The organism is Pseudolysinimonas sp. (assembly GCF_049651805.1).
In the GTDB taxonomy this organism is placed as follows: domain Bacteria; phylum Actinomycetota; class Actinomycetes; order Actinomycetales; family Microbacteriaceae; genus Pseudolysinimonas_A.
This window is the reverse complement of the sequence record NZ_JBASCU010000016.1, coordinates 49,202-70,841: the sequence shown is the minus strand read 5'-3', so window position 1 is coordinate 70,841 and position 21,640 is coordinate 49,202. Positions and strand designations below refer to the sequence as shown.

The 21,640-nt window shown below is 66.8% G+C and carries 28 protein-coding genes, 2 tRNA genes and 1 riboswitch; of the genes, 13 read left to right on the top strand and 17 right to left on the bottom strand.

Annotated features, from left to right (window positions below; translation table 11 throughout):
* Window positions 1-29: 29 nt before the first annotated feature.
* A complete protein-coding gene (locus WBL06_RS02905) occupies window positions 30-548 on the bottom strand; it encodes an EXPERA domain-containing protein (RefSeq protein WP_424454475.1) in 519 nt (172 codons plus the stop codon).
* A 26-nt stretch (window positions 549-574) separates the two neighbouring features.
* A riboswitch (TPP riboswitch) is annotated at window positions 575-684 on the top strand.
* A gap of 43 nt (window positions 685-727) precedes the next feature.
* Between WBL06_RS02905 and WBL06_RS02900 the strand changes: the two genes are divergently transcribed.
* The 4 genes from WBL06_RS02900 to WBL06_RS02885 all read left to right on the top strand — a co-directional run bounded on the left by WBL06_RS02900 (window position 728) and on the right by WBL06_RS02885 (window position 4,791).
* A complete protein-coding gene (locus WBL06_RS02900) occupies window positions 728-1,756 on the top strand; it encodes a thiamine ABC transporter substrate-binding protein (protein ID WP_424454474.1) in 1,029 nt (342 codons plus the stop codon).
* 59 nt (window positions 1,757-1,815) lie between these two features.
* A complete protein-coding gene (locus WBL06_RS02895; protein WP_424454473.1) occupies window positions 1,816-3,432 on the top strand; it encodes an ABC transporter permease in 1,617 nt (538 codons plus the stop codon).
* On the top strand, window positions 3,432-4,139 hold the full coding sequence (locus WBL06_RS02890) for an ABC transporter ATP-binding protein (protein ID WP_424454472.1): 708 nt from the start codon (window positions 3,432-3,434) through the stop codon (window positions 4,137-4,139). The genes WBL06_RS02895 and WBL06_RS02890 overlap by 1 nt, the downstream gene beginning before the upstream one ends.
* A gap of 61 nt (window positions 4,140-4,200) precedes the next feature.
* Window positions 4,201-4,791 (top strand): AAA family ATPase, encoded by a 591-nt coding sequence (locus WBL06_RS02885; protein WP_424454471.1) that lies wholly within the window; start codon window positions 4,201-4,203, stop codon window positions 4,789-4,791.
* Window positions 4,792-4,797: 6 nt separating this feature from the next.
* On the opposite strand, the gene WBL06_RS02880 is transcribed toward WBL06_RS02885, so the two are convergent.
* The 9 genes from WBL06_RS02880 to WBL06_RS02840 all read right to left on the bottom strand — a co-directional run bounded on the left by WBL06_RS02880 (window position 4,798) and on the right by WBL06_RS02840 (window position 9,613).
* Window positions 4,798-5,403 carry a hypothetical protein gene (locus WBL06_RS02880; protein WP_424454470.1) on the bottom strand — a complete coding sequence of 202 codons (606 nt, stop codon included), beginning with the start codon at window positions 5,401-5,403 and terminating at the stop codon, window positions 4,798-4,800.
* 109 nt (window positions 5,404-5,512) lie between these two features.
* Entirely contained in the window at window positions 5,513-5,866 is a 354-nt protein-coding gene (locus WBL06_RS02875) for a metallopeptidase family protein (RefSeq protein ID WP_424454469.1), read from the bottom strand.
* Window positions 5,863-6,327, bottom strand: a complete 465-nt coding sequence (locus tag WBL06_RS02870; RefSeq protein ID WP_424454468.1) for a DUF2017 family protein — start codon at window positions 6,325-6,327, stop codon at window positions 5,863-5,865. The genes WBL06_RS02875 and WBL06_RS02870 overlap by 4 nt, the downstream gene beginning before the upstream one ends.
* Window positions 6,324-6,620 carry an ATP-dependent Clp protease adapter ClpS gene (gene clpS / locus WBL06_RS02865; RefSeq protein ID WP_424454467.1) on the bottom strand — a complete coding sequence of 99 codons (297 nt, stop codon included), beginning with the start codon at window positions 6,618-6,620 and terminating at the stop codon, window positions 6,324-6,326. The genes WBL06_RS02870 and clpS overlap by 4 nt, the downstream gene beginning before the upstream one ends.
* A gap of 2 nt (window positions 6,621-6,622) precedes the next feature.
* A tRNA-His gene (locus WBL06_RS02860) sits at window positions 6,623-6,698 on the bottom strand.
* 28 nt (window positions 6,699-6,726) lie between these two features.
* Window positions 6,727-7,350, bottom strand: a complete 624-nt coding sequence (gene orn / locus WBL06_RS02855) for an oligoribonuclease (protein ID WP_424454466.1) — start codon at window positions 7,348-7,350, stop codon at window positions 6,727-6,729.
* A 44-nt stretch (window positions 7,351-7,394) separates the two neighbouring features.
* Complete coding sequence (locus WBL06_RS02850; RefSeq protein WP_424454465.1) at window positions 7,395-8,273, bottom strand: ABC transporter permease; 879 nt, start codon at window positions 8,271-8,273, stop codon at window positions 7,395-7,397.
* The gene (locus WBL06_RS02845) at window positions 8,273-9,196 is read right to left on the bottom strand and encodes an ATP-binding cassette domain-containing protein (RefSeq protein WP_424454464.1); all 924 of its coding nucleotides are present in this window, start codon (window positions 9,194-9,196) and stop codon (window positions 8,273-8,275) included. Before WBL06_RS02845 ends, WBL06_RS02850 begins: the two co-directional genes overlap by 1 nt.
* A gap of 344 nt (window positions 9,197-9,540) precedes the next feature.
* A tRNA-Arg gene (locus WBL06_RS02840) sits at window positions 9,541-9,613 on the bottom strand.
* A gap of 94 nt (window positions 9,614-9,707) precedes the next feature.
* Here WBL06_RS02840 and WBL06_RS02835 point away from each other — a divergent pair.
* Window positions 9,708-10,100, top strand: coding sequence for a hypothetical protein (locus WBL06_RS02835; protein ID WP_424454463.1), 393 nt, complete (start codon window positions 9,708-9,710; stop codon window positions 10,098-10,100).
* 6 nt (window positions 10,101-10,106) lie between these two features.
* On the opposite strand, the gene WBL06_RS02830 is transcribed toward WBL06_RS02835, so the two are convergent.
* On the bottom strand, window positions 10,107-10,646 hold the full coding sequence (locus WBL06_RS02830; protein ID WP_424454462.1) for a hypothetical protein: 540 nt from the start codon (window positions 10,644-10,646) through the stop codon (window positions 10,107-10,109).
* A 48-nt stretch (window positions 10,647-10,694) separates the two neighbouring features.
* Entirely contained in the window at window positions 10,695-11,729 is a 1,035-nt protein-coding gene (locus WBL06_RS02825; protein WP_424454461.1) for a serine hydrolase domain-containing protein, read from the bottom strand.
* A gap of 62 nt (window positions 11,730-11,791) precedes the next feature.
* Here WBL06_RS02825 and WBL06_RS02820 point away from each other — a divergent pair, with 62 nt between their 5' ends.
* Window positions 11,792-12,307 carry a PadR family transcriptional regulator gene (locus WBL06_RS02820; RefSeq protein WP_424454460.1) on the top strand — a complete coding sequence of 172 codons (516 nt, stop codon included), beginning with the start codon at window positions 11,792-11,794 and terminating at the stop codon, window positions 12,305-12,307.
* Between the two features lie 2 nt (window positions 12,308-12,309).
* Here WBL06_RS02820 and WBL06_RS02815 read toward each other — a convergent pair whose 3' ends face one another.
* The 3 genes from WBL06_RS02815 to WBL06_RS02805 are packed head-to-tail and all read right to left on the bottom strand — an operon-like array spanning window position 12,310 to window position 14,481.
* Entirely contained in the window at window positions 12,310-12,543 is a 234-nt protein-coding gene (locus WBL06_RS02815) for a hypothetical protein (RefSeq protein WP_424454459.1), read from the bottom strand.
* A 10-nt stretch (window positions 12,544-12,553) separates the two neighbouring features.
* On the bottom strand, window positions 12,554-13,510 hold the full coding sequence (locus WBL06_RS02810) for a DMT family transporter (protein ID WP_424454458.1): 957 nt from the start codon (window positions 13,508-13,510) through the stop codon (window positions 12,554-12,556).
* Window positions 13,511-13,515: 5 nt separating this feature from the next.
* Complete coding sequence (locus tag WBL06_RS02805; RefSeq protein ID WP_424454492.1) at window positions 13,516-14,481, bottom strand: aldo/keto reductase; 966 nt, start codon at window positions 14,479-14,481, stop codon at window positions 13,516-13,518.
* Between the two features lie 151 nt (window positions 14,482-14,632).
* On the opposite strand from WBL06_RS02805, the gene msrA reads away from it, so the two are divergent.
* The 3 genes from msrA (at window position 14,633) to WBL06_RS02790 (ending at window position 15,789) form a co-directional block, all read left to right on the top strand.
* Window positions 14,633-15,175, top strand: a complete 543-nt coding sequence (gene msrA, locus WBL06_RS02800) for a peptide-methionine (S)-S-oxide reductase MsrA (RefSeq protein WP_424454457.1) — start codon at window positions 14,633-14,635, stop codon at window positions 15,173-15,175.
* Between the two features lie 54 nt (window positions 15,176-15,229).
* A complete protein-coding gene (locus tag WBL06_RS02795; RefSeq protein WP_424454456.1) occupies window positions 15,230-15,442 on the top strand; it encodes a methyltransferase in 213 nt (70 codons plus the stop codon).
* A gap of 191 nt (window positions 15,443-15,633) precedes the next feature.
* Window positions 15,634-15,789 carry a hypothetical protein gene (locus WBL06_RS02790; protein WP_424454455.1) on the top strand — a complete coding sequence of 52 codons (156 nt, stop codon included), beginning with the start codon at window positions 15,634-15,636 and terminating at the stop codon, window positions 15,787-15,789.
* A gap of 147 nt (window positions 15,790-15,936) precedes the next feature.
* Here the strand turns inward: WBL06_RS02790 and WBL06_RS02785 are convergent, their stop codons facing one another.
* Entirely contained in the window at window positions 15,937-17,727 is a 1,791-nt protein-coding gene (locus WBL06_RS02785; RefSeq protein WP_424454454.1) for an RNA-binding domain-containing protein, read from the bottom strand.
* 298 nt (window positions 17,728-18,025) lie between these two features.
* Here WBL06_RS02785 and WBL06_RS02780 point away from each other — a divergent pair, with 298 nt between their 5' ends.
* Complete coding sequence (locus WBL06_RS02780) at window positions 18,026-18,523, top strand: single-stranded DNA-binding protein (RefSeq protein WP_424454453.1); 498 nt, start codon at window positions 18,026-18,028, stop codon at window positions 18,521-18,523.
* A 19-nt stretch (window positions 18,524-18,542) separates the two neighbouring features.
* Here the strand turns inward: WBL06_RS02780 and WBL06_RS02775 are convergent, their stop codons facing one another.
* The gene (locus WBL06_RS02775; protein ID WP_424454452.1) at window positions 18,543-18,782 is read right to left on the bottom strand and encodes a hypothetical protein; all 240 of its coding nucleotides are present in this window, start codon (window positions 18,780-18,782) and stop codon (window positions 18,543-18,545) included.
* 98 nt (window positions 18,783-18,880) lie between these two features.
* On the opposite strand from WBL06_RS02775, the gene WBL06_RS02770 reads away from it, so the two are divergent.
* Genes WBL06_RS02770 through WBL06_RS02760 form a run of 3 tightly spaced genes read left to right on the top strand, consistent with a single transcriptional unit; the run spans window position 18,881 to window position 21,562 of the window.
* On the top strand, window positions 18,881-19,345 hold the full coding sequence (locus WBL06_RS02770) for a DUF6993 domain-containing protein (RefSeq protein WP_424454451.1): 465 nt from the start codon (window positions 18,881-18,883) through the stop codon (window positions 19,343-19,345).
* A 49-nt stretch (window positions 19,346-19,394) separates the two neighbouring features.
* The gene (gene ettA, locus WBL06_RS02765; RefSeq protein WP_424454450.1) at window positions 19,395-21,077 is read left to right on the top strand and encodes an energy-dependent translational throttle protein EttA; all 1,683 of its coding nucleotides are present in this window, start codon (window positions 19,395-19,397) and stop codon (window positions 21,075-21,077) included.
* A gap of 2 nt (window positions 21,078-21,079) precedes the next feature.
* Window positions 21,080-21,562: an acyl-CoA thioesterase gene (locus WBL06_RS02760; RefSeq protein ID WP_424454449.1), complete on the top strand. Its 483-nt coding sequence runs from the start codon at window positions 21,080-21,082 to the stop codon at window positions 21,560-21,562.
* The last annotated feature ends 78 nt before the right edge of the window (window positions 21,563-21,640 follow it).

The window sequence follows — 21,640 nt, the reverse complement described above, 5'->3', positions numbered from 1 at the left end:
CCACCCATCGACGGGGGTCCACGACATCCTCAGAACTTGCGGGTGAACGGCAGCGGCTTGCGCATCCGGATCAGCAGCAGCAACGGGATCAACACGTACGGCAGGTTGAACGCGAGGAACTTCGCGGGGTTCTGCGTCTGGAACTCCGGTTCGCCGAAGAACTCGACACCGAACACGATGATGCCGGTGATCGAGGCGATCATCGTCGCGTAGATGACGGCGGGCAGCTGGATGCGGTTCCACCCCTTGATGAGCGACGGCACGAGCACCAGGTAGAACGCCAGGTAGGCGAACGCCGAGAGTCCGGTGACGATGCGCATCCACACCGGCGGGTTCATGAACAGTGGGTCGGCGTCGTGGGCGTACCAGTAGTTGGAGTCGACGAGGAAGGTGCCGTTCGGCTGCGTGAAGTCGACGCCCAGGGTCGGCAGCATGTCGGCGATGGACGAGGTCACGATGAAGATCGTGAACATGACCGCGAAGAAGATGTCGATCGGGCGCTGGCGCAGCGGGAGGTTCACCACGACGGATGCGGGAGCTTGAGTCACGGCGCCAGTGTAGGGATTGGTAGCATCGAGGTGAACACGGGAGTCCGGTATGCCGGGCTGAGAGGAAGCAATCCAAGCTTCGACCGTCGAACCTGATCCGGATCATGCCGGCGCAGGGAGGCCTTCTCAGGACACCATCGTCCGCCCGTGCCCCTTCACCGATTGAGAGGGCACGCACAGTGCAACGCAACCTTTTTCTAGCGGCGATTGCCGCATCCGCCGTTCTGCTCGCGGGCTGCACCGCTCCGAGCGACGAACCCACCACCCTCGTTCTCGTCACGCACGACTCGTTCGCGCTGAGCGAGGGCACCCTCGAGCAGTTCACCGACGAGACCGGAATCGCCGTCGACGTGCAGTCGGGCGGCGACGCCGGTGAGCTCGTGAACAAGCTCGTGCTCACGAAAGACTCGCCACTCGGCGATGTCGTGTTCGGCATCGACAACACTTTCGCCTCACGGGCGGCGGCGAACGGCGTGTTGGAGGAGTACGTATCCGGCGATGTGACGGAGGCCGAGGCGGCCTACCTGCTGCCCGACGGCTCCGGCGGGGAGTACCTCACCCCGATCGACTCGGGCGACGTCTGCGTCAACGTCGACCACGAGTGGTTCGCCGAAGCAGGCATCCCCGAGCCGGCGACGCTCGACGACCTGATCGATCCGGCCTACGAGGGATTGCTGGTCGTCGAGGCGGCGAACTCGTCGTCGCCCGGACTCGCCTTCCTGCTCGCGACGATCGCCGCTTACGGCGACGGCTGGCCCGACTACTGGTCGGCGCTCGTCGACAACGACCTGAAGGTCGCCGCGTCGTGGAGCGACGCCTACTACGTCGACTTCTCGGGTCCGTCGAGCGAAGGTGACCGACCGCTGGTCGTGTCGTACGCGTCGTCGCCGCCCGTCGAGGTGCCCCCGGGATCCACCGGGGTGCTACTCGACACGTGCTTCCGGCAGACCGAGTACGCGGGAGTCATCGCCGGCACCGAACACCCGGCCGAGGCGCGGCAACTCGTCGACTTCCTGTTCTCGACGGTCGTGCAGAACGACATCCCCGAGAACATGTACGTCTTCCCGGTGAACTCGCAGGCCGAGCTGCCCGAGACGTGGGCCGAATACGCCGAAATTGCGACGAACCCGTTCGAGATCGACCCGGCCGAGATCGACGCCAACCGTGAGCGCTGGATCGACGAATGGGCGGCGATCGCGACCCCATGACTCCATCCATCCGCGACTTTTCGCGCTCGGCGGACCTCCGTCAGCGCGAAAAGTCGCGGATGAACGCGGGAAGAGCGGTTCCGTGGGTGCTCGCCGTGGCGCTGCCGCTCGCGTTCGTGAGCGTGTTCTTCGCGTGGCCGGTGGCGTCGATCGTGGGACGAGGGCTCTTTCCCGAGGGGTTTCTCGATGTCGCCGGGATCGTCGAGGTGCTGACCCGACCCCGCACGGTGCGCATCATCGGGTTCACAGTGGGCATGGCGGCGGCGGCGACCGCGATCACGCTGGTGCTCGGGATGCCGGTCGCCTACGTGCTGTCGCGGCTGCGGTTCCGCGGGCGCGGGGTGCTGCGCGCGGCGGTGCTGGTGCCGTTCGTGCTGCCGACCGTCGTCGTCGGCATCGCGTTCCGGGCGCTGCTTCGGGATACTCCGCTGGACGGGACGTGGGTGGCGATCCTCGCCGCGCTGGTGTTCTTCAACGTCGCCGTCGTCGCGCGTACCGTTGCGGTGTCGTGGGAGAGCCTCGACCCCCGGCAGGAGGAGGCCGCGCGGGTGCTCGGTGCCGGCCCCGTGCGGGTGTTCCTCACCATCACGCTGCGGCGACTCGCTCCCAGCATCGCAGCGGCGGCATCCATCGTGTTTCTGTTCTGCTCCACGGCGTTCGGCACCGTGCTCGTGCTCGGCGGGGCGCGCTACGCGACCATCGAGACCGAGATCTGGCTGCTGACGACGCGGTTCCTCGACCTGCGGTCGGCCGCCGTGCTGAGTGTCACGCAGATCGTGGTCGTGCTGCTACTGCTCGTGCTCACCGCGAAAGTGCGGGGGCGCACGACCGCTCAGCACCGTTCTTTCGCGACACGCCGCCCGAGGCGATCCGACACGCCGGTGATCGTCGGCTCGGTGCTGACCGGGCTTGCCCTCATGGTGCCGCTCGCCGCTCTCGTCGAACGTTCGCTCCGCGTGGCGGGGGAGTGGGGCGTCGGCAACTACCTCGCGCTCGCCTCGACAGGCGACCGCAACGCGCTCGCCGTGGCCCCATGGCAGGCGCTCGGCAACTCCCTCGGGTTCGCCGCCGCGGCGACGGCGGTCGCGATGCTCATCGGCCTCGTCGCGTGCATCCTGCTGTCGCGCACCCCGCGGTCGCCCCATGCGCGCCGCGGGCTCGACCTGCTCGACGGTGCCCTCATGCTGCCGCTCGGGGTGTCGGCGGTGACCGTCGGCTTCGGGTTCCTCATCACCCTCAACGCCCCGCCGCTCGACCTGCGCACGTCGCCCGTGCTCGTGCCCATCGCGCAGGCACTCGTCGCCGTGCCTCTGGTCGTGCGCACCCTCCTTCCCGTGCTGCGCAGCATCGGCAACCGGATGCGCGACGCCGCCGCGACCCTGGGCGCCGGTCCGTGGCGGGTGATCTTCACGATCGACCTCGGGGTCGCCGCACGCGCGGCGCTCGCCGCGACCGGGCTCGCGTTCACCGTCGCCCTCGGCGAGTTCGGGGCGACGACGTTCCTCTCCCGGCCCGACGCGGCGACCCTCCCGGTCGTCATCTACCGGCTGATCGGGCTGCCGGGCGGCGACAATGCAGGGATGGCGGCAGCGGCATCCGTGGTTCTCGCGCTGGTGTGCGTCGCGGTCGTCGCGCTCGTCGAACGGTTGCGGGTCGACACGGCGGGAGCGTTCTGATGCACGGGTTGAGTCTCGACGACGTGACGGTGCGCTTCGGTAACGTGACAGCGGTGGATGCCGTCAGCCTCAGCATCCCCCGCGGCGAGGTCTTCGCGCTGTTGGGCCCGTCGGGCAGCGGCAAGTCGAGCCTGCTGCGCGCGATCGCCGGGCTCGAGCCGTGCACCGGCGAGATCGCCTTCGATGGTGAGTCGGTGATGCGGATGCCGCCGCACAAGCGGCGGTTCGCGCTCATGTTCCAAGACGGGCAACTGTTTCCGCATCTCGATGTCGCGGGGAATGTCGGGTACGCGCTGCGGGTCTCGGGTGGCGCCACTCGACCGGCGGTGGCGGAACGGGTTGGCGAGTTGCTCGAGCTCGTCGGACTCCGCGGGTTCGAAGGCCGCCGGGTCACCGACCTCTCCGGGGGTGAGCAGCAGCGGGTCGCTCTCGCCCGGTCGCTCGCGGCATCCCCGCGGGTGCTGTTGCTCGACGAACCGCTTTCGTCGCTCGACCGGGAATTGCGCGAACGGCTCGCCGGCGAGCTGCACGACATCCTGCGGGCGGCCGGAGTCACCGCCATCCTGGTGACCCACGATCACGACGAGGCCGGGGTGATTGCCGATCGGGTCGGAATCCTCGACGCGGGGCGGCTGGTTCAGACCGGCACCCTGGCCGAATTGCGCGCCGACCCGGTGAGCGAGCGGGTCGGTCGGTTCTTGTCCTGAGTCGACTCGACACCCGACGCGGGTCCCGAGTCCCGCGGATACCGACCGATAATCTCGACGCATGGGAGGAGGGGCGTCGTCTCGCGCGAGCGACAACCTCGCGGAGCGCGTGCGCGCCTCGGCCGCCGCTCAGGGCGCGACGCGGCTCGTCGTGCTCATCGACGGGCACTCGGGTTCCGGCAAGACGACCCTCGCGACCCAGCTGGCTGAGCGCCTCGAGGCGCTGCAGATCTCCCTCGATGACATGTATCCCGGCTGGGGTGGACTCGAGGTCGGCAGCGCGATGGTGCGCGGCGTGCTCGACCCCACGGAGCCCGGCTACCGCCGGTGGGACTGGAATACCAACCAGCCTGCGGGGTGGCGCACGATCTCCACCGACCGTGACCTCGTCATCGAGGGCTCCGGCGCGATGAGTCGCGCCAACCGAGCGCTGGCGACGTTCGGCATCTGGGTGCGCCTCGATCAGCAGGAGCGCAAGCGCCGGGCGCTCGCCCGGGACGGCCCCACCATCCACCAGAACTGGGACCGCTGGACCGCACAAGAGCAGGCGTTCTTCGCGCGCGAGCGGCCCGACACACTGGCCGACGCGATCATGGACGGCCGCACCGGCGAGTTCGTCTTCCGCGCCGACCTCGGCGCACCCGAGAAGTAGCCGACGTCAGTCCGCACGCGTCCAGAGGTTCGTGAACGGGCTCTCGAGCGGATGGGTCGACAGGGTGTCGCCGTCGCAGACGACCTCCATCGCCACACCGCCGCCCGTGTCGGCGGGAATCTCGATCGGCGTCGACGACGTCGCTCCACCGATCGTCACCGAGGTCGTGACGGTGATGCCGTTCACCCAGTCGGCGAACACGATCTCGTCGCCCTCGGCCGACCAGGAGCCCGACGACTCGCCGGCCTGCAGCTGGCTCACGATCATCTCCAGCCCGCCGTCGAGCGCCGCCGTCATCACGTAGCTGATGTCTGAGACGTACGTCATGGTCGACCCGTCGACGATGAGACGCACGGTGCCGGAGGTCTCGGTGGAGGTCACCGGGGTTCCGTTCTCGAGCATGAGCGCTTGGATCTGGTCGGCGTTGTGCTGACCGTCGAGATTCCAGGTGCCGTCGATGCACTCCACGATGCCGCCGGTCGAGCCCTCGGGCACATCCGGGTCGGTGCCCCCGCCGTCACCGCCGTCGCCCGAGCCGGGCGTCGTGCACGCCACGAGCGCGAGCAGCGAAAGGGTCGCGAGGCCGGTGGTCACGACATAGCGGTTGCGCATGGGAACTCCTTCAGGGTGTGGGTTCACCGTATCGACGCGTGAGGTGGGGCGATAGGTTGACACTTCGACACGCGCCTTCGGCGCTGCTCAGTGCAAGCACCCGACAGGGTCAGGCCCAGCCGAGCCGGTGCAGTTCGTCGTCGTCGATGCCGTAGAAGTGCGCGATCTCGTGCACGAGGGTGATGTGGATCTCGTCGCGCAGCTCGTCGAGCGTCTCGGCGACGGCGAGGAGGGGCTCGCGGTAGAGCACGATGCGGTCGGGCAGCTCACCGAAGCCGTACTGGCCGCGCTCGGTGAGGGCGACCCCTTCGTAGAGGCCGAGCAGGTCGAGCGACCCGTCGGCGGGGCGGTCTTCGGTGACGAACACGAGGTTCTCGAGACCGTCGACCATCTCGTCGGGCAGTTCGTCGAGCTCGTCGATGACGATCTTCTCGAATTCCTCGGCGGTCAGGTCGAGGCTCATGATTCTTCCAGCGCGATGTCATCCAACAGCACGACGATCGACTCCTGAAGGTGGCCGAGCCAGGCGTAGACCTCACCAGCGGGGGTGTCGGGCACCTCGTCATCGTCGGCGCGGATGCCGAGCCGGTCGGCGATGACCAGGCGCAGATCGGTGAGGAGGGGCAGCCACCGTTCGGCATCCTCGGGGGCGAGGCTCACCGTCTCTTCATCGAGCGCGAGCGACACTTGGGCCGCGTTCGCGGCCTTGCGGTCGACGAGACCCGGGCGGGTGTACCGGGTGAACTCCTCGGCGGCAGCCTCGTCATCCCGGTACGCGGCCGGAAAGAGTCGGGTGTGAGCGGGATCGGCACCGACGTCGGCGCCGACCACCTCGAGGTACTGGTCCACGAGCGAGCGCAGCACGCCCGACTCACCTTCGGCGAACTCGAGCACGATGCGGTCGCCTGAGCGCGAGACCCTCATCCGTCGCTCGCCTTCGACACGGTCGCCCACAGCCCGTACTCGTGCATCGCCTCGGTGTGGCGTTCCATCTCCTCGCGCGGGCCGGTCGCCACGACCGCGCGCCCGTTCTCGTGCACTTGCAGCATGAGCCGTTCGGCTTCCGCCTTCGGAAAGCCGAAGTAGGTACGGAACACGTAGGCCACGTACGACATCAGGTTCACCGGATCGTTCCAGACGATGGTGACCCAGGGAACATCCGGCGCGACGACGACCCCGGTTTCGAGGTCGGCGTCCGCCGAAGGTGTGGAATTCAAGATGGGGCGACCGACGGGACTTGAACCCGCGACATCCGGCACCACAAGCCAGCGCTCTACCAACTGAGCTACGACCGCCATGCGTTGCATGAGCAACCCATCGATCTTACGACACCCAGGAACGCCACGCCTCCACCGTTTCGGCGGCGGCGGCTTGGGCCTCTTCGGAGGTGGGCCCGGGCGGTGCGACGAACAGTGCGCGGCGGTAGTAGTCGAGTTCGCGGATCGATTCGAGGATGTCGGCGAGCGCGCGATGCCCGCCGGCTTTCGCGGGCGACTGGAAGTAGACGCGCGGAAACCAGCGCCGCGCGAGCTCTTTGATGCTCGAGACATCGACGCTGCGGTAGTGCAGGTGCGCGTCGACCCGCGGCATGTACTTCGCGAGGAATGCGCGATCGGTGCCGATGGTGTTGCCGGCGAGCGGTGCGGTCTGCGGCTCGGGCACGAACTTCAGGATGTACTCGTTCACCTGGTACTCGGCGTCGGCGAGACTCACTCCACCCGGGAGCTCCTCAAGGAGGCCGCTCGTCGTATGCATGGTGCGCACGATGTCGTTCATCTGGTCGAGCACGGCCTGGTCGGCTTTGATCACGACGCGGAATCCGGGATCGACGGGAACGAGCTCGTAGTCGGTGATGACGACGGCGACCTCGACGAGCTCGTCGACGCTGAGGTCGAGGCCGGTCATCTCGCAGTCGATCCAGACGAGACGATCCGGGTTTGAGGGCATTCCGCGAGTCTAATCGCGGGCGCGCACGACGACCGGCGGCCGGGTCAGGCGAGCCGCGCCCGGATGCGCCACGCGGCGAGCGTCGTGAAGACGACGGCGCACGCGACGAGGATGCCGGCCACGACGGGAACGGTGACCTGCCAGTCGCCGACGAATGCCGTGATGCCGTAGTACTCGCTGAGGGCGTCGATCGCCTCCGGCTGCCCGCCGACGAGAGCCGACAGGGTGTCGCTCGTCAGTTCGCGGCGCATCAGCGTCGCCGTCTGGGCGAACGGCAGGGCGTTGACGACGTTGCGCACGGCCTCGGGAAAGAGCCCGACGGCGATGAACGCACCGGCGAGGAACCCGATGACCGTGCCGACGATCGTCGCAAGCGCGGAGAAGGCGTTGGTCGTGCGGATGAACGAGGCGACGAACGCCCAGAGGGCGGCGAACGCGAGGCACGCCAGCGCGATCCAGCCGAGGGTCGCAGCGATCTGCGGAACGGCGATCACGACACCGTCGACGGCGAAGAGGTAGACCAGGCTGACGGCGAGCACGAGCACGGTCATGATGAGCGCCACCGCGAACGTCGACAGAAGGTAGCCGAGCACGAGCTGCCCGCGCCGGATCGGCGAGACCAGGAAGTCGCGGAAGCGCCCCGACGCGGCATCCTCGACGAACACCCCGAGGGCGCCGAGCGAGGTCGTGATCGACGTCATCGCCACGATGCCGCCGAACATCCAGCTGTCGACGAAGCCCTTCACGTCGGACTCGTCGGCTTGCGGGAACGCGTTCGCGATCGACGTCGTCTGCAGGTTGGCGAGGAACAGCGTGTACAGCAGGAACACGATGAGCGCCCCGAGCAGTGAGAAGAACACGTTGAGGCGGTCACGGAAGAACAGGCGAAGGTTGCGCCCCATGATGCCGAGCACGACGCCCATCAGTCGCCCTCCTCGATGTGCTCGCGGCCGGTGAGGGCCAGGAAGACGTCATCCATGCGCCCGTGCCGGAACTCGAAGTCGACGACATCCTCGCCATGCTCGACGAGCACGCGTCGTGCGACGGCGGCATCCTCGACGCGGATTTCGAACGTGCCCGCACGCTCGGTCGCGACCACCCCGGATGCCGCGGCGATCGCCGAGAGCGCAGCGGGGTCGCGCGACGTGATGGTGAGGATGCTGTGGCTGTGTTCGGCGCGCAACTCGCCGGGCGTTCCTCGGGCGATGATGCGGCCGCGGTCGATGATGCTCACCAAGTCGGCTTCTTCGGTCTCTTCCATGTAGTGGGTGGTGAGGAACACGGTCAACCCGTGCCGGTCGCGCAGATCGTGGATCGTCGACCAGACGATCGCCCGACTCGCCGGGTCGAGACCCGCCGTGGGTTCGTCGAGGAAGAGGATCGCGGGGGAGTGCAACAGCGCTCGCGCGATGTCCACGCGCCGCCGCTGGCCGCCGGAGAGCTTGCCGTAGCGCCGATCGAGAAAGTCGTCGAGTCCGATCAGTTTCGAAAGCTCGGCGACGCGTTCGCCGATCGCAGCCCGGTCTGCCGTGTAGAAGCGCGCCCGGGTCGTGAGGTTCTCGCGGGCGGTGAGCTGGGCATCCAGCATCGAGTCTTGGAACACCACCCCGATCTGCCCCCGCACCGGCTCGGAATCCCGCCGCACGTCGTGCCCGGCCACGGAGATCTCGCCCGCATCGAATGGCGAGACCGTCGTCACGCAGCCGATCGTGGTCGACTTGCCGGCGCCGTTGGTGCCGAGAAAGGCGAAGACGCTGCCCGTCTCGACCTCGAACGAGATGTCGTCGACGGCGAGCACATCGCCGAAGCGTTTGGTGAGCCCGCTCACGCTGATCGCTGCTGCCACCCGGTGATCCTCCCAGATGGTCGGGGTGGGGCACTCGGGTCTTTGTGCCCCCCCGGAATGTCAGGCGCACGAGCCTCGCTCGACGGATCAAAATCCGAGGCTACCTGGCAGGCGTGCTTTTAGGCGGCTGCATCGATTGCGGCACCTGCGACATCAGAGTGCTCGAGTTCGACCATGTCCGGGGAACGAAGATTGGCGCGATCTGCTCGCTCTACCGCGCGGGAAGGTCACTCGCGACCATCCAGGATGAGGTCGCGAAGTGCGAGGTGGGGTGTCGCAATTGCCACGCGATCGTGACCGCCGCTCGTCGTGGGGTCACGTGGTTCGACGAGTTCGTCAACGCGTCCCCCCGGAGAGATTCGAACTCCCGACACGACGGGTAGAAACCGTCTGCTCTATCCCCTGAGCTACGGGGGGGCAGTTCATTTTAGGGATGTCCCTTCCCCTCGGGCTGGTGATCCGATCTGGATTGGTCGACGCGGCATTCGGGCCGCCCAGTAGCGTAGGCGCCATGAATCGGCGTGGGGCGAGGGTGTCCATCATCGCGATCGTCGGGCTGACGGCATCCGTCGTGCTCCTGGGCTGCGGCGCCGAGCGCAACCCGGTCGCTACGTTCCAGGTCGTCGACGAGCAGTACAAGATCGAACTCTCCACGCGCGAGCTGGTCGCGCACGCCGAGGCGCTGCTCGCGGGAGAAGCGGTCGCGAGCATCCCGAACGGTGTCGTCGTGCGCGATGACCCCGGCCCGAATGCGCCGTGGTCGTGGCACATCGACCCCGCGACGCTGGAGTTCGCCGACATGACGATCGAGGTGTGCGACGGTCTGCCCTCGTACGTCGAAGACGGCACCGTGACGAGCGACCAGTACTGCCCGTGGAGCGCCGAGATCGTCTCGATCGACTGAAGCCGCTCAGGGCGTCGGGTTCTTCGGCTTCTGCAGCTCGTCGATCGGGATGTTGTCGTAGTCCCAGCGGTCGAGATCTGAGGAGAACAGGCGCTTCGCCTTACGCGGATGCCGCAGCCAGTCGACGAGGCGGTTCTGGTATTCGGCGAGGGTATCGTCGGCGGCGAGGCTGAAGTTCACCGAATTGACGCGCATCGCCTCGAGCTGGTGGTCCGCCCAGTCGGCGGCGAGATCGGCGCCCGGCACCGGCAGCAACCGCACCGCGACATGTGCTTCGGTGGCGACCTGCTGGGCGTGTTCGCGTGCGTCGGGACCCTGGCTGTGCCAGCGCGCCGCGTTCTGCCCCGCAGTCACCAGCGATGCGACCGCAGCGACCCGGGTCTCGAAGTCGCGTTGATCGACGAGACGCCGCACCCCCGCACGCCCGATGCCGGCGGCGATGATGCCGGCGAGCACGATCGCGACGAACGGGATGATCGCACCCGAGAGGATGCGCCAGCCATCATCGGAGGCGAACCATTCGACCAGGTCATTCCACCACTGCATGGGGGGACCATAACCCGGGACGCTTCGGATGTCAGCCGAAACGCAGGGTCAGCTCTTCTTTTCTCGGCGCCGCAGCTCGGCTTCGATCTCGATCAGGGTGCGGAAGCTGCGCACCATCTCGGTGGTGCCGCCGAAGTTCATCACGATGTGCGCGTCGTGCGTGGAGTCGTAGAACAGGTGGGTGCCGAGCACGCCGATGTGCCCGGCAAGGCGGGGGAGCCCCCGCAGCAGGAAAAAGAACTGTTCGAACCGCAGTTGCATCATCCCGGTGCCGTAGTGGATGCCGCGACGGAACCGATGGCGCACGGCTGTCATCGTCGCGAGGCTCTCGGCGTTCACCAGGCCGCCGCCGTGAAGCCCGCGGCTGAACGCGCTCAGGTCGCGCAGCGTCGAGACGATTCCGCCGCCCGCCCAGTCGCAGCTCACGCTCCGGAAGGTGGAAGCCTCCACCGAGCCGAGCGTGAACGGAGCGATCGGTCGCGCGCCCGCCCGCGGCTGCGACCGGTACAGCAGGTACGTGTCATCCATCGCGAGCGGCGTGAAGATGCGCTCGTGCAGCAGGTCGTGGAACGCTCGCGACGTCACGTGCTCGAGTGTCAGCCCGAGCAGCACGTAGCCGGTGTCGCTGTAGCTGAAGCCGGGCTCCACCGGCACCTGGAAGCGGCGACTGAAGTCGAGCAGGTCGTCGGGAGTCCAGAAGCGGTCGGGCTCGGCGAGCACGAGCGACAGCAACGTCGGCCCCGAGGTGACTGGCCCTTCGAAGTAGTCGGCGACTCCACCCTCGTGGGCGAGGAGGTGACCGACGGTCGTCGTGTGGATGCGGTCGGGGCTGATGAGCCCGGCGAGCGTTCCGGGAGGAAGCAGGTCGACCGCCGGGGTGTCGAGCGTGAACGCCCCTGCTTCGACGAGCTGCATCACGAGCACCGTGGTCGCCATCTTGCCGATGCTCGCAATGTGAAACGGCAGGTCGACCTCGCCGTAGCTGAACTCAAGCCCCGGCGCATCGATCAGAACCTGCGGGGCACCGCGGTCGCCACGTTTGCGGGTGACGGTGTCGAGGTGGCGGGTGAGACGCGCACTCATGGCACCATGTCCTTACTGCTTGTCGGTATATTACTGTTAGTAACATAGTGAAGGAGACGCGGATGGGCAATGTCATCCTCGGACTGCTGCTGATCGGCCCAGCGACGCTGTACACGCTCAACAAACAGTTCGAGCAGGGCATCTCGCTCTTCTACTCAGCGAGTTTCGGCAGCATTCGCAGCGCCCTGACGGTGCTGCTCGACAAACGTCTCGTCACCGTCGCCGAGAGTGTCGAGAACGGCCGCAGCAAGAAGACCTACTCGATCACCGATGCAGGTCGCGCGGCATTCACCGAATGGATGCTCGCGCCGATCGCCGGCGGAAACCTTGAGACGGTCGCCCTGTCGAAGCTGTACCTGCTCGGCTTGTTGCCGGCCGAGGCCCGCAGCGGAATCCTGAATGACATCGCCGACCGCATCGCACACGATGAACGGCAGCTGGAGCAGCTCGCCGGGATGCTCGACACGATGGAGTTGCCGCCGGAGTATCGCGAGATCTTCCGCTACCAGCGACTCACCCTCGACTACGGGCTGATGAGCCACCGGGCGGCACGAGAGTTCTTCGCCCAGGTGATGTGAGGTCAGCTGAAACGCAGCGCGTCGGTGGCATCTGTCGCGGTGCGGAACTCGCCCAGCGTGCGGTACCCACGGTCGCGCACGCTGAACCGCATCGCGCGGTACTCACCCGATTCCGCCGGTTCGAGAAGCCCCAAGAGCCCACCCGAGCGGTTGGTGACCCGCCACTTGCCGCTCGCCAGCGGCGTGATGCGCACGCCGGGCGTCGCCACGTCGAGCGCGAGTGCGGGAAGGTTCACACCTGAGAAACTACGACCGACCACCGACACCCGGCTCGGCGGGCAACACGAGCTCGGCATCCACGATGACCTTCTTCTGGCGGGCCGTCTGCGCCAGCAGGATGCCGGCGAGCACCACCGCGGCGCCCGCCATGCCGAAGAGGTCGAGGCTTTCGCCGAGCCACGCCCACGCGACCGCGAAAGCGAAGACCACCTCCGACGAGGCGACGATTCCGGCTGCCGTCGCCGTGAGGTGTTTGAGCGCCGAGAACGACAACAGGAACGGCAGGAACGACCCGGCGACGACCGTCACGATCAACGGGATGCCGAGGGGCAGCACCCACGATCCCCACTGCCCGCCGAGGTCGAGGGGTGCGGTGAACGTGGAGGCATCCAACTCCCACCAGCCGCTGAACAAGGCCCAGAACGTGCCGGCGAAGAGCGTCGTCCAGAAGGCGACGGCGAGCGGCGAGGTGCGGGCGACCTGGCGTTCGCCGACGACGAAGTAGATCGTGAGCGAGATCGCGGCGATGAAGGCGAACATGACGCCGAGCGGATCGAGCTGCGCATCCCACGGCCGTGCGACGGCGACCAGCCCGAGCAGCACGAGCCCGATCGCCACCCAGAGCCGCGCCTTCACCCGCTCTTTGAACACCAGGAACGCGACGAGGGCGACCATGAGAACGGCCGTGTACTCCAGCAGCAGGGTGATGCCGACGGGCAGCAGCCCGAGGGCGGCGGCGTAGCTCGCCTGCAGCACCGCGACACCCGCGAGGCCGAGGATCGCCATCACGAGCATGAGCCGCGGCGAGAGCCGGAACGCCGAACGGTCGGTGACGAGCAGCACGAGGCCGGCGAGAGCGGCGGTGCCGAGCGTGCGGAACAGCGTGAGCTGTGTCGCCGTCAGCCCGCCCTCGACGAGCAGCTTGGTGAGGCTGCCGTTGGCTCCGAAGAACAGAGCCCCGAGCAGCGCGTAGAGGTAGCCCAATGACGTCAGCGCGTGAGGCCGTCGACGGCGTGCGGCTCGATCGCCGCGAGCTCGTCGGCCGTCAGGGGCGTCGCTGTGAGGGCGCCGAGGCTCGACTCGAGCTGCGCGACGCTCGACGCCCCGATGAGCGCGCTCGTCACCTGCGGATGCCGCAGCACCCAGGTGAGCGCGAGCTGCGCGAGGGTCTGCCCGCGGCCCTTCGCGATCTCGTTGAGCGCCCGGGCGTGCTCGAGGTACTTCTCCGAGATGCTCGAGGCGCTGATCCAGCGGCCTTCGGCGGCGCGCGAGTCGGCCGGGATGCCGTCCAGGTAGCGGTCGGTCAGCATCCCTTGGGCGAGGGGCGAGAACACGATGCTGCCCGCACCGACCTCATCCAGCACGGGAAGCAGCCCGTTTTCGATGTGCCGGTCGAACATGTTGTAGCGCGGCTGGTGGATGAGCAGCGGCACGCCCTCCGCCGTGAGCGCTGCGGCCGCCGCCCGGGTCTGCTCGGGGGAGTAGTTCGAGATCCCCGCGTACAGCGCCTTGCCGCTGCGCACGGCGTGGGCGAGGGCGCCCATTGTCTCTTCGACCGGGGTGTCGGGGTCGGGGCGGTGCGAGTAGAAGATGTCGAAGTAGTCGAGCCCGGTGCGCTTCAGCGACGCGTCGAGAGAGCCGAGCAGGTATTTGCGCGACCCCCACTCGCCGTACGGGCCATCGAACTGGTGGTAGCCGGCCTTCGACGAGATCAGCAGCTCGTCGCGATGCGGCCGGAAGTCCTCGGCGAAGATGCGGCCGAAGTTGGTCTCGGCACTTCCGGCCGGCGGGCCGTAGTTGTTGGCGATGTCGAAGTGGTTGACCCCGAGGTCGAAGGCGCGGCGCAGGATCGCGCGCTGGGTGGCGAGTGGCTTGTCGTCGCCGAAGTTGTTCCAGAGGCCGAGCGAGATCTCGGGCAGCTTGAGTCCGCTGTTGCCGCACCTCGCATACGTCATGTGCTCGTAGCGGTCGGGGGCGGCCCAGTATTGCTGGATGGTGGAGTAGGGCTGAATGGTGGCAGACACCCGCTCAGCCTAGGAACTTTCCCGGCATCCCGTCGGTTGCATCAGGTGCGGCTTCCACTCCGCAGAAAGTAGGGTCCCTCTCATGCGTACTTTCGTAGTCGCCGGCGGTTGCTTCTGGTGTCTCGACGCGGTCTACCGCACCCTCAAGGGCGTGAGCGACGTCGTCTCGGGCTACACCGGCGGTTCCACCGCCCACCCGTCGTACGAGGCGGTCTGCACCGGCACGACCGGTCACGCCGAGGCGGTCAAGGTCGTCTTCGATGAGACCGTGATTCCCGCATCCGTCATTCTCGACGTGTTCTTCACCCTGCACGACCCGCGCCAGCTCAACCGGCAGGGCAACGACATCGGCACGCAGTACCGGTCGGCGATGTTCTACGCCGACGAGCCTCAGAAGGCCGAGTTCGAGGCCGCGCGCGACCGGGCCGCCGAGTACTGGGATGCCGGGGTCGGCGACGGTGGGATCGTCACCACCATCGAGCCGCTCGGTGAGTGGTACGACGCCGAGGAGTACCACCAGGACTTCTTCGCGAAGAACCCCAACCAGGGCTACTGCCTCGCCGTCGCGCTGCCGAAGGTCAACAAGATCCGCAAGTCGTATGCGGAGTACGTGCTGGCATCCTGAGTGCTCGCTGGGCAACCCCTTCCCAGAGGTGATGCCCAGAGCTACGGTCGGGGTATGTCAGAGAACACCACGATGACGGGTCAGCGCTGGGTGGCTTTCGGCCCCGCCGGAGCCCTCGGCTCCATCCACCGCACCGACAGCGGATTCCTGTTGCGCATGCTCGACGGCACGGAAGAGCGCGAGTATCCGACGCTCGAGGTCGCGAAGAGCGCCCTGCACGCGACGCTGCCTGCCGGTTCCGACTGGCCGGAGTACCGCGAGCACTGACCCGTCTGAGACATCCCAGCGGACGGTGAGGATGCCGTCCTTCCCAACCGCCGACGCCCGGCCGCGTTCCGCAGAACGCGTGCCGGGCGTCGTCGTGTCTGCGCGTCGATGGAGAGAAAGGTGGCCAGCCTCGTACATGATCCGATGTGTCCGCTGAATGCGGATCTGGGCAACCAGTTTGAGGTTCCCGAATGCGTACATCAGAAGGTCCGCCAACGAACGAGCACGGTGGCGAAGTCGAGAAAGTTCGCCAGGTCGGCAAGATAGTCACCCGGTCGGTCACAGTCATCGGGTCGATGATGGCCGGATTCATCGGCTTTCTCATCTACACCACGCTGACTCGTTGACCTGGTCTGCCCCACTCTTCGGCTCGAGAGCACCCCGAGATCGATGCCGCGGCGTCCGGCCCTACACGTCGATGATGGCGCGGGCGAAGCCAGGTAGTCGTGCGGCGTCGCTCCGCGCGATTCTGAAGGGAGAAGTGCCCCAGGACCTCACTGTTCGTCGCGCTCGATTGGTCCGAAATCCAATTCGTCAAGCCTCAGGAGTGGCACGTCAGTAGGAGCCACGGCGAGACGACTCTCGCTCTTCCTTGATGGGAATTTGGGACCTGCACCGTACTTGACTGCAGGCCCCCGCGCCTGCTCCGAGATTCTCACCAAGACTTCCCTGCCAACAAGGTCCCGGAGCAAGTCGCGAGCGGCGTACACGTCGACATCGAACATCCTCTGGATTGCGGCGTTGTTGATAGACCCGTACTCACGGACATGTGCGTATACCTTGCGGTCGCTATCCGCCTTTGGGCGTGACTGATACGAGAGCGCAGGACCGAGTGCGGCGATCGCTGCTGCTCTGAGCCGGTAATCAGGATGGCGTCGTCCGAGCGAACGGGGTGTGGGCTCGATCAATTCCGCCACTCCTTGAGCTAGCCGGCTAAGGACTGCCTGCGCGGCATCAACATCTCGCTGCACGATCGATGACAGCTGCTCAGCGCTAATCGTTCGCCTGCTAGAAAGGGTCGCCACCACCAACAGCGCGTCCGTATCCTCCTGCTCTGCCTCAGGCAAGGTTGAGATGAATTTGGCGATCCGCGCGTTCGGGGGCCCACCCATGAACCGCACGGACGTTTCTGGCTCTTTACCCTCGATCACCTCAACCGTCGGTGCGGCCCGGCCGCTACGAATCATCTCGCGATACATCCGGTCAACCCCCTGACCCCACTTTTCTGCCAGCCCGCAGGCGCGCATGGCCTCAGCCAGGGCGGGGAATCGTGCCTTGGGTGGGTGAGTGAGGATGTTCGACGGCGAGATGCCTGACACGAGCGGCCCGGGGGATCGCACGGTTAGCAGCTCCGGTGAGTGCTCAATGTAGACCGGGCGCCGTTCGCGATGATCGCCGTGCATAAGCGCATTGGCGAGCGCCTCACGGATGGCGACCTGCGGATAGTCCTGGATCTGTATCTGCTGGCCGGACGGAAGGTTTACGGGCGTCGAGTCAATGCGTGCCTCGATCATGGCCCTCGCCTCGACGAACGCCTGGAGGAGGGGGGTGGTCCAGCGTCGTCCCGCCCGGACTTCACCACCCGCCGTCTCACGGAACTGATACACGAGTAGTTCCTCGCCGCCACGCGGCGCACAGAGCATGATTTCACCAGCTCGGTTGAGGTTCCCGTTCTCAAGTGAGAGAGATAGCGACGCCAGTAGGTCGTTGGTGGAGATCGCGTTGACGTCTCGTTGAACCCCGCCGGGACCGGTTCGAACCAGCGAGCGTAGAAGCAGCTCCGCCCCAGGATCGACCTCCGAGATGGGCCGACCGCTGTCCACGGCGCTCCAGTCGGACCCACGCCGCTCCTCGTGGAGGCGGCTCACATCGGAAGTAGTCATTTGGAGACATGACGTCTCAAAGCGTCGGGTGGGGACCCTTCCTCGAGACTGGTAGACATCCAGTCCTTCCTGGACCACCACTTCGAGCAGTCGGGCTCCCGCAAACCGGATCTCGCGAACAACGGCATCGAGCGCGGGGACTGTTACCTCGTAGATGCGCTGTCGCAACCACGACGGCTCGAGTTCAGTCCCGACGAACGCTGGAGCCCCCGAGGTCTTGTCGGCGACGCCAAGCACGATAGTCCCGCCCTGGGCATTGGCGAAGCAGACGGCGGCGTCAGCGATGTCGAGGGCCGTATCGTTTCGGGAGTCGGTCGGTCGTTTGAAGTCAAGTTGGCCCGTTTCGAGCGAGTGAGCGGTGGCTCCATCGAGGATCTTCTGAAGGGCTTCTCTGGTTCGCATTGTGTTCCTTTGGGGGAAGTGCAAACTGGCACTATCCCCAAACTAATCCATGCTGTCACTCTGGACAACCGTCTGCGTTTCATAGCAGGAACAGCGCAGGCTACGCAGAAGAAGTGTGCAGCTGCCCGGACTGTCCTTCCCAACCGCCGACGCCCGGCCGCGTTCCGCAGATCGCGTGCCGGGCGTCGTCGCGTCCGCGCGGGTTCGCGAGGGTGGAGCGATCGGATGCCGGTCGCCCCTTCCACGGCACGAGCGGGCGCCGGCATCCGAGCCCACCTATCGAAGAAGGAGAACTCGGATGTCAGACACCATCACCCTCACGGGAATCGTCGCCACCCCGCCCAAGCACATCGTCACGAGCGAGAAGTTGGAGATCACCTCGTTCCGCCTCGCGTCGACGCAGCGCAAGTTCGACAAGACTCAGCAATCTTGGGTCGATGCCGACACCAACTGGTACACCGTCACTGCCTTCCGGTCGCTCGCGGCGAACGCGATCGGCTCGATCCTCAAGGGTCAGCGCGTGATCGTCACCGGTCGGCTGCGAGTGCGCGAGTGGGCGACCGACGAGAAGTCGGGCATCAACGTGGAGGTGGATGCCGACAGCCTCGGCCACGACCTCACGTTCGGCACCTCGGTCTTCACCCGCACCCCGGCGTCCACCGCGACGCCTGACACCCCCGAGAGTGCGGCCGCGGCGGAAGAGATCCCCGAAGGGCCGGAGGTGCCGGAACTCTCGGTCGATGAACTCGCCGAGCAGCGGGCGAAGCACCCGAGCGAGCTGCCGGTGCCGTTCTGAGTCGGTCGGCGACGATGCGTCAGTTGAGGCCGAGCGTCTTCAGCAGGTTCGGTTGCTTCTTCGGTGCGGGCGGGATGTGCTCGCCCGCCCGGTAGCGCCGAATGACTTCGGCCTCGACGGCGGCGTAGAGCCGGTTGAGCGCCCGGTTGTGGAACTTCGAGACGCCACTCAGTTCGGGATACTCGGTGACCGTCGCCACCCACTGCTTGTCGTTGCGGCGCTCGATGAAGTAGCTGTAGCCACGCACGTCGACTGCCATTCGACCCTCCCGGTCTCTCAGGTCGAGGCTACCGTTCCCGCTGCACCGTACAATCGTGACGACCCTCGGCAGCCGACGGGTCAGGACGGGGAGTGGGAATGCCGAGCAGGCCGGTGCGCGCAGGTGTCATCGGGTTCGCGGTGCTAGCGCTCGTACTCACCGGGTGCGTCGAAGCGCCCACGCCGACCCCGACCCCGACGCCCAGCGGCAGTGCCACGGCAGCACCGCCGACCGGGCCCGGAATCGACCTCGAGGGTTCCGCCGACGACAACCTCGCGTTCTTCGACCTCGTCAACACTGAGCTGATCGCCGCAGGGGGAGCGCTCGACGGTCGTGCGTTCATCGACAACCTCGTCAACGCCGGCTACCCGAAGTCAGACATGGAAGTCACCCCCGACCGAACGTCGATCGACCTCGCCGCCGACAACATCCAGTTCGCCATCCGTATCAACGGCACTTGCCTCATCGGCCAGTACGGCAACATCGGCTACGCCTCCACGACCGGCGTGCTGCTGAGTACAGGCCGCTGCCTCGTCGGCTCCACCCGCCCCATCGACTGGTAGCGCCACCGCCCGTCCGGTTGCGCACGCAGCCCCTCCTAAGCTGGAGGGTATGGCCGAATACATCTACTCGATGGTGCGCGCCCGCAAAGCGGTCGGCGAGAAGCTCATCCTGGACGACGTCACGATGGCGTTCTTGCCGGGCGCGAAGATCGGCATGGTTGGCCCCAACGGCGCCGGAAAGTCGACGATCCTGAAGATCATGGCGGGCCTCGACACCCCGAGCAATGGCGAGGCGCAGCTCACGCCCGGCTTCAGCGTCGGCATCCTCATGCAGGAGCCGGTGCTCGACGAGTCCAAGACGGTACTCGAGAACGTGCAAGAGGGCGTCGGCCCGATCATGGCCAAGCTCGCGCGGTTCAACGAGATCTCGCTCGCGATGGCCGAGCCGGATGCCGACTTCGACACGTTGCTCGCCGAGATGGGGCATCTGCAGGAAGAGATCGACGCAGCCGACGCGTGGGACCTCGACTCCCAGCTCGAGCAGGCGATGGATGCCCTGCGCACCCCGCCGGGGGACGCCGCGATCGGTCCGCTGTCGGGTGGTGAGAAGCGCCGCGTCGCGCTCACCAAGCTGCTGTTGAGCAAGCCCGACCTGTTGCTGCTCGACGAGCCCACCAACCACCTGGATGCCGAGAGCGTGCTCTGGCTGGAGCAGCACCTCAAGTCGTATCCCGGCGCTGTCATCGCCATCACCCACGACCGGTATTTTCTCGACAACGTCGCCGAGTGGATCGCCGAAGTCGACCGCGGCCGGCTCATCGGCTACGAGGGCAACTACTCGACCTACCTGGAGAAGAAGGCCGAGCGTCTCGACATCCAGGGCAAGAAGGATCAGAAGCTCGCCAAGCGGCTCAAGGACGAGCTGGAGTGGGTGCGTAGTAGCGCGAAGGGTCGCCAGACCAAGTCGAAGGCCCGTCTCGCCCGCTATGAGGAGATGGCGGCGGAGGCCGACCGCACGCGCAAACTCGACTTCGACGAGATCCAGATCCCGCCGGGGCCGCGGCTCGGTCAGATCGTCATCGAAGCCAAGAAACTGAAGAAGGGTTTCGGCGAGCGCGTGCTCATCGACGGGCTGTCGTTCACGCTGCCGCCGAACGGCATCGTCGGCGTCATCGGCCCGAACGGCGTCGGCAAGACGACGCTGTTCAAGTCGATCGTCGGGCTCGAACCCATCGACGGGGGAGAGCTGAAGATCGGCGAGACCGTCAAGATCAGCTACGTCGACCAGACCCGCTCCAACATCGACCCGAACAAGACGCTGTGGGAGGTCGTCTCCGACGGGCTCGACATCATCGTCATCGGCAAGACCGAGGTGCCGTCGCGCGCCTACGTCTCGAAGTTCGGCTTCAAGGGGCCCGACCAGCAGAAGAAGGCCGGGGTGCTCTCCGGTGGTGAACGCAACCGCCTCAACCTCGCACTGACGCTCAAAGAGGGCGGCAACCTGCTGCTGCTCGACGAGCCCACCAACGACCTCGACATCGAGACCCTCTCGAGCCTCGAGAACGCGCTGCTCGAGTTCCCCGGTTGCGCGGTGGTCATCACCCACGACCGGTGGTTCCTCGACCGGATCGCGACGCACATCCTCTCCTACGAGGGCACCGATGACGACCCGGCCAACTGGTACTGGTTCGAGGGCAACTTCGAGTCATACGAAGAGAACAAGATCGCCCGGCTCGGCCCCGAAGCCGCCGCCCCGCACCGCGCCACCCACCGCCGCCTCACGCGGGATTGATCGTGTCGCGCATCCACGTTCCGATCCGGCTGCGCTGGAACGATCTCGACGCCTACGGCCACGTCAACAACGCCGCCATGCTGACGCTGCTCGAAGAGTCGCGCATCTCGGTGTTCTGGGGCGCCGGCGACCTGCGGGTCGAGGGCGTGAACGACGCCGAGGCACCCATCGCCGACACCCGGGATGCCGACACCATCACCCTCGTCGCCCGGCAAGAGGTCGAGTACCTCGCGCCGATCCCGTACCTGCGGGAGCCGCTCGACGTGCAGCTCTGGATCGGCCGCCTCGGCGGCGCGAGCCTCGACGTCTGCTACGAGGTGTGCTCGCCCGACGGGGCCGACCCGCACGTCGTGTTCGCGAAGGCCGCGACGACGATCGTGCTGGTGGATGCCGCATCCGGTCGCCCGCGGCGCATCACCGACCGCGAGCGGGAGGCGTGGGCATCCCACATCGACACCCCGGTCGCGTTCGCCAAGCGTTCCTAGGCGCTTCCCCTCCTCGGTGGTCGAGTAGCCCGCGAAGCGGGCGTGTCGAGACCGGGTGTATCGAAACCCACGTTCGTC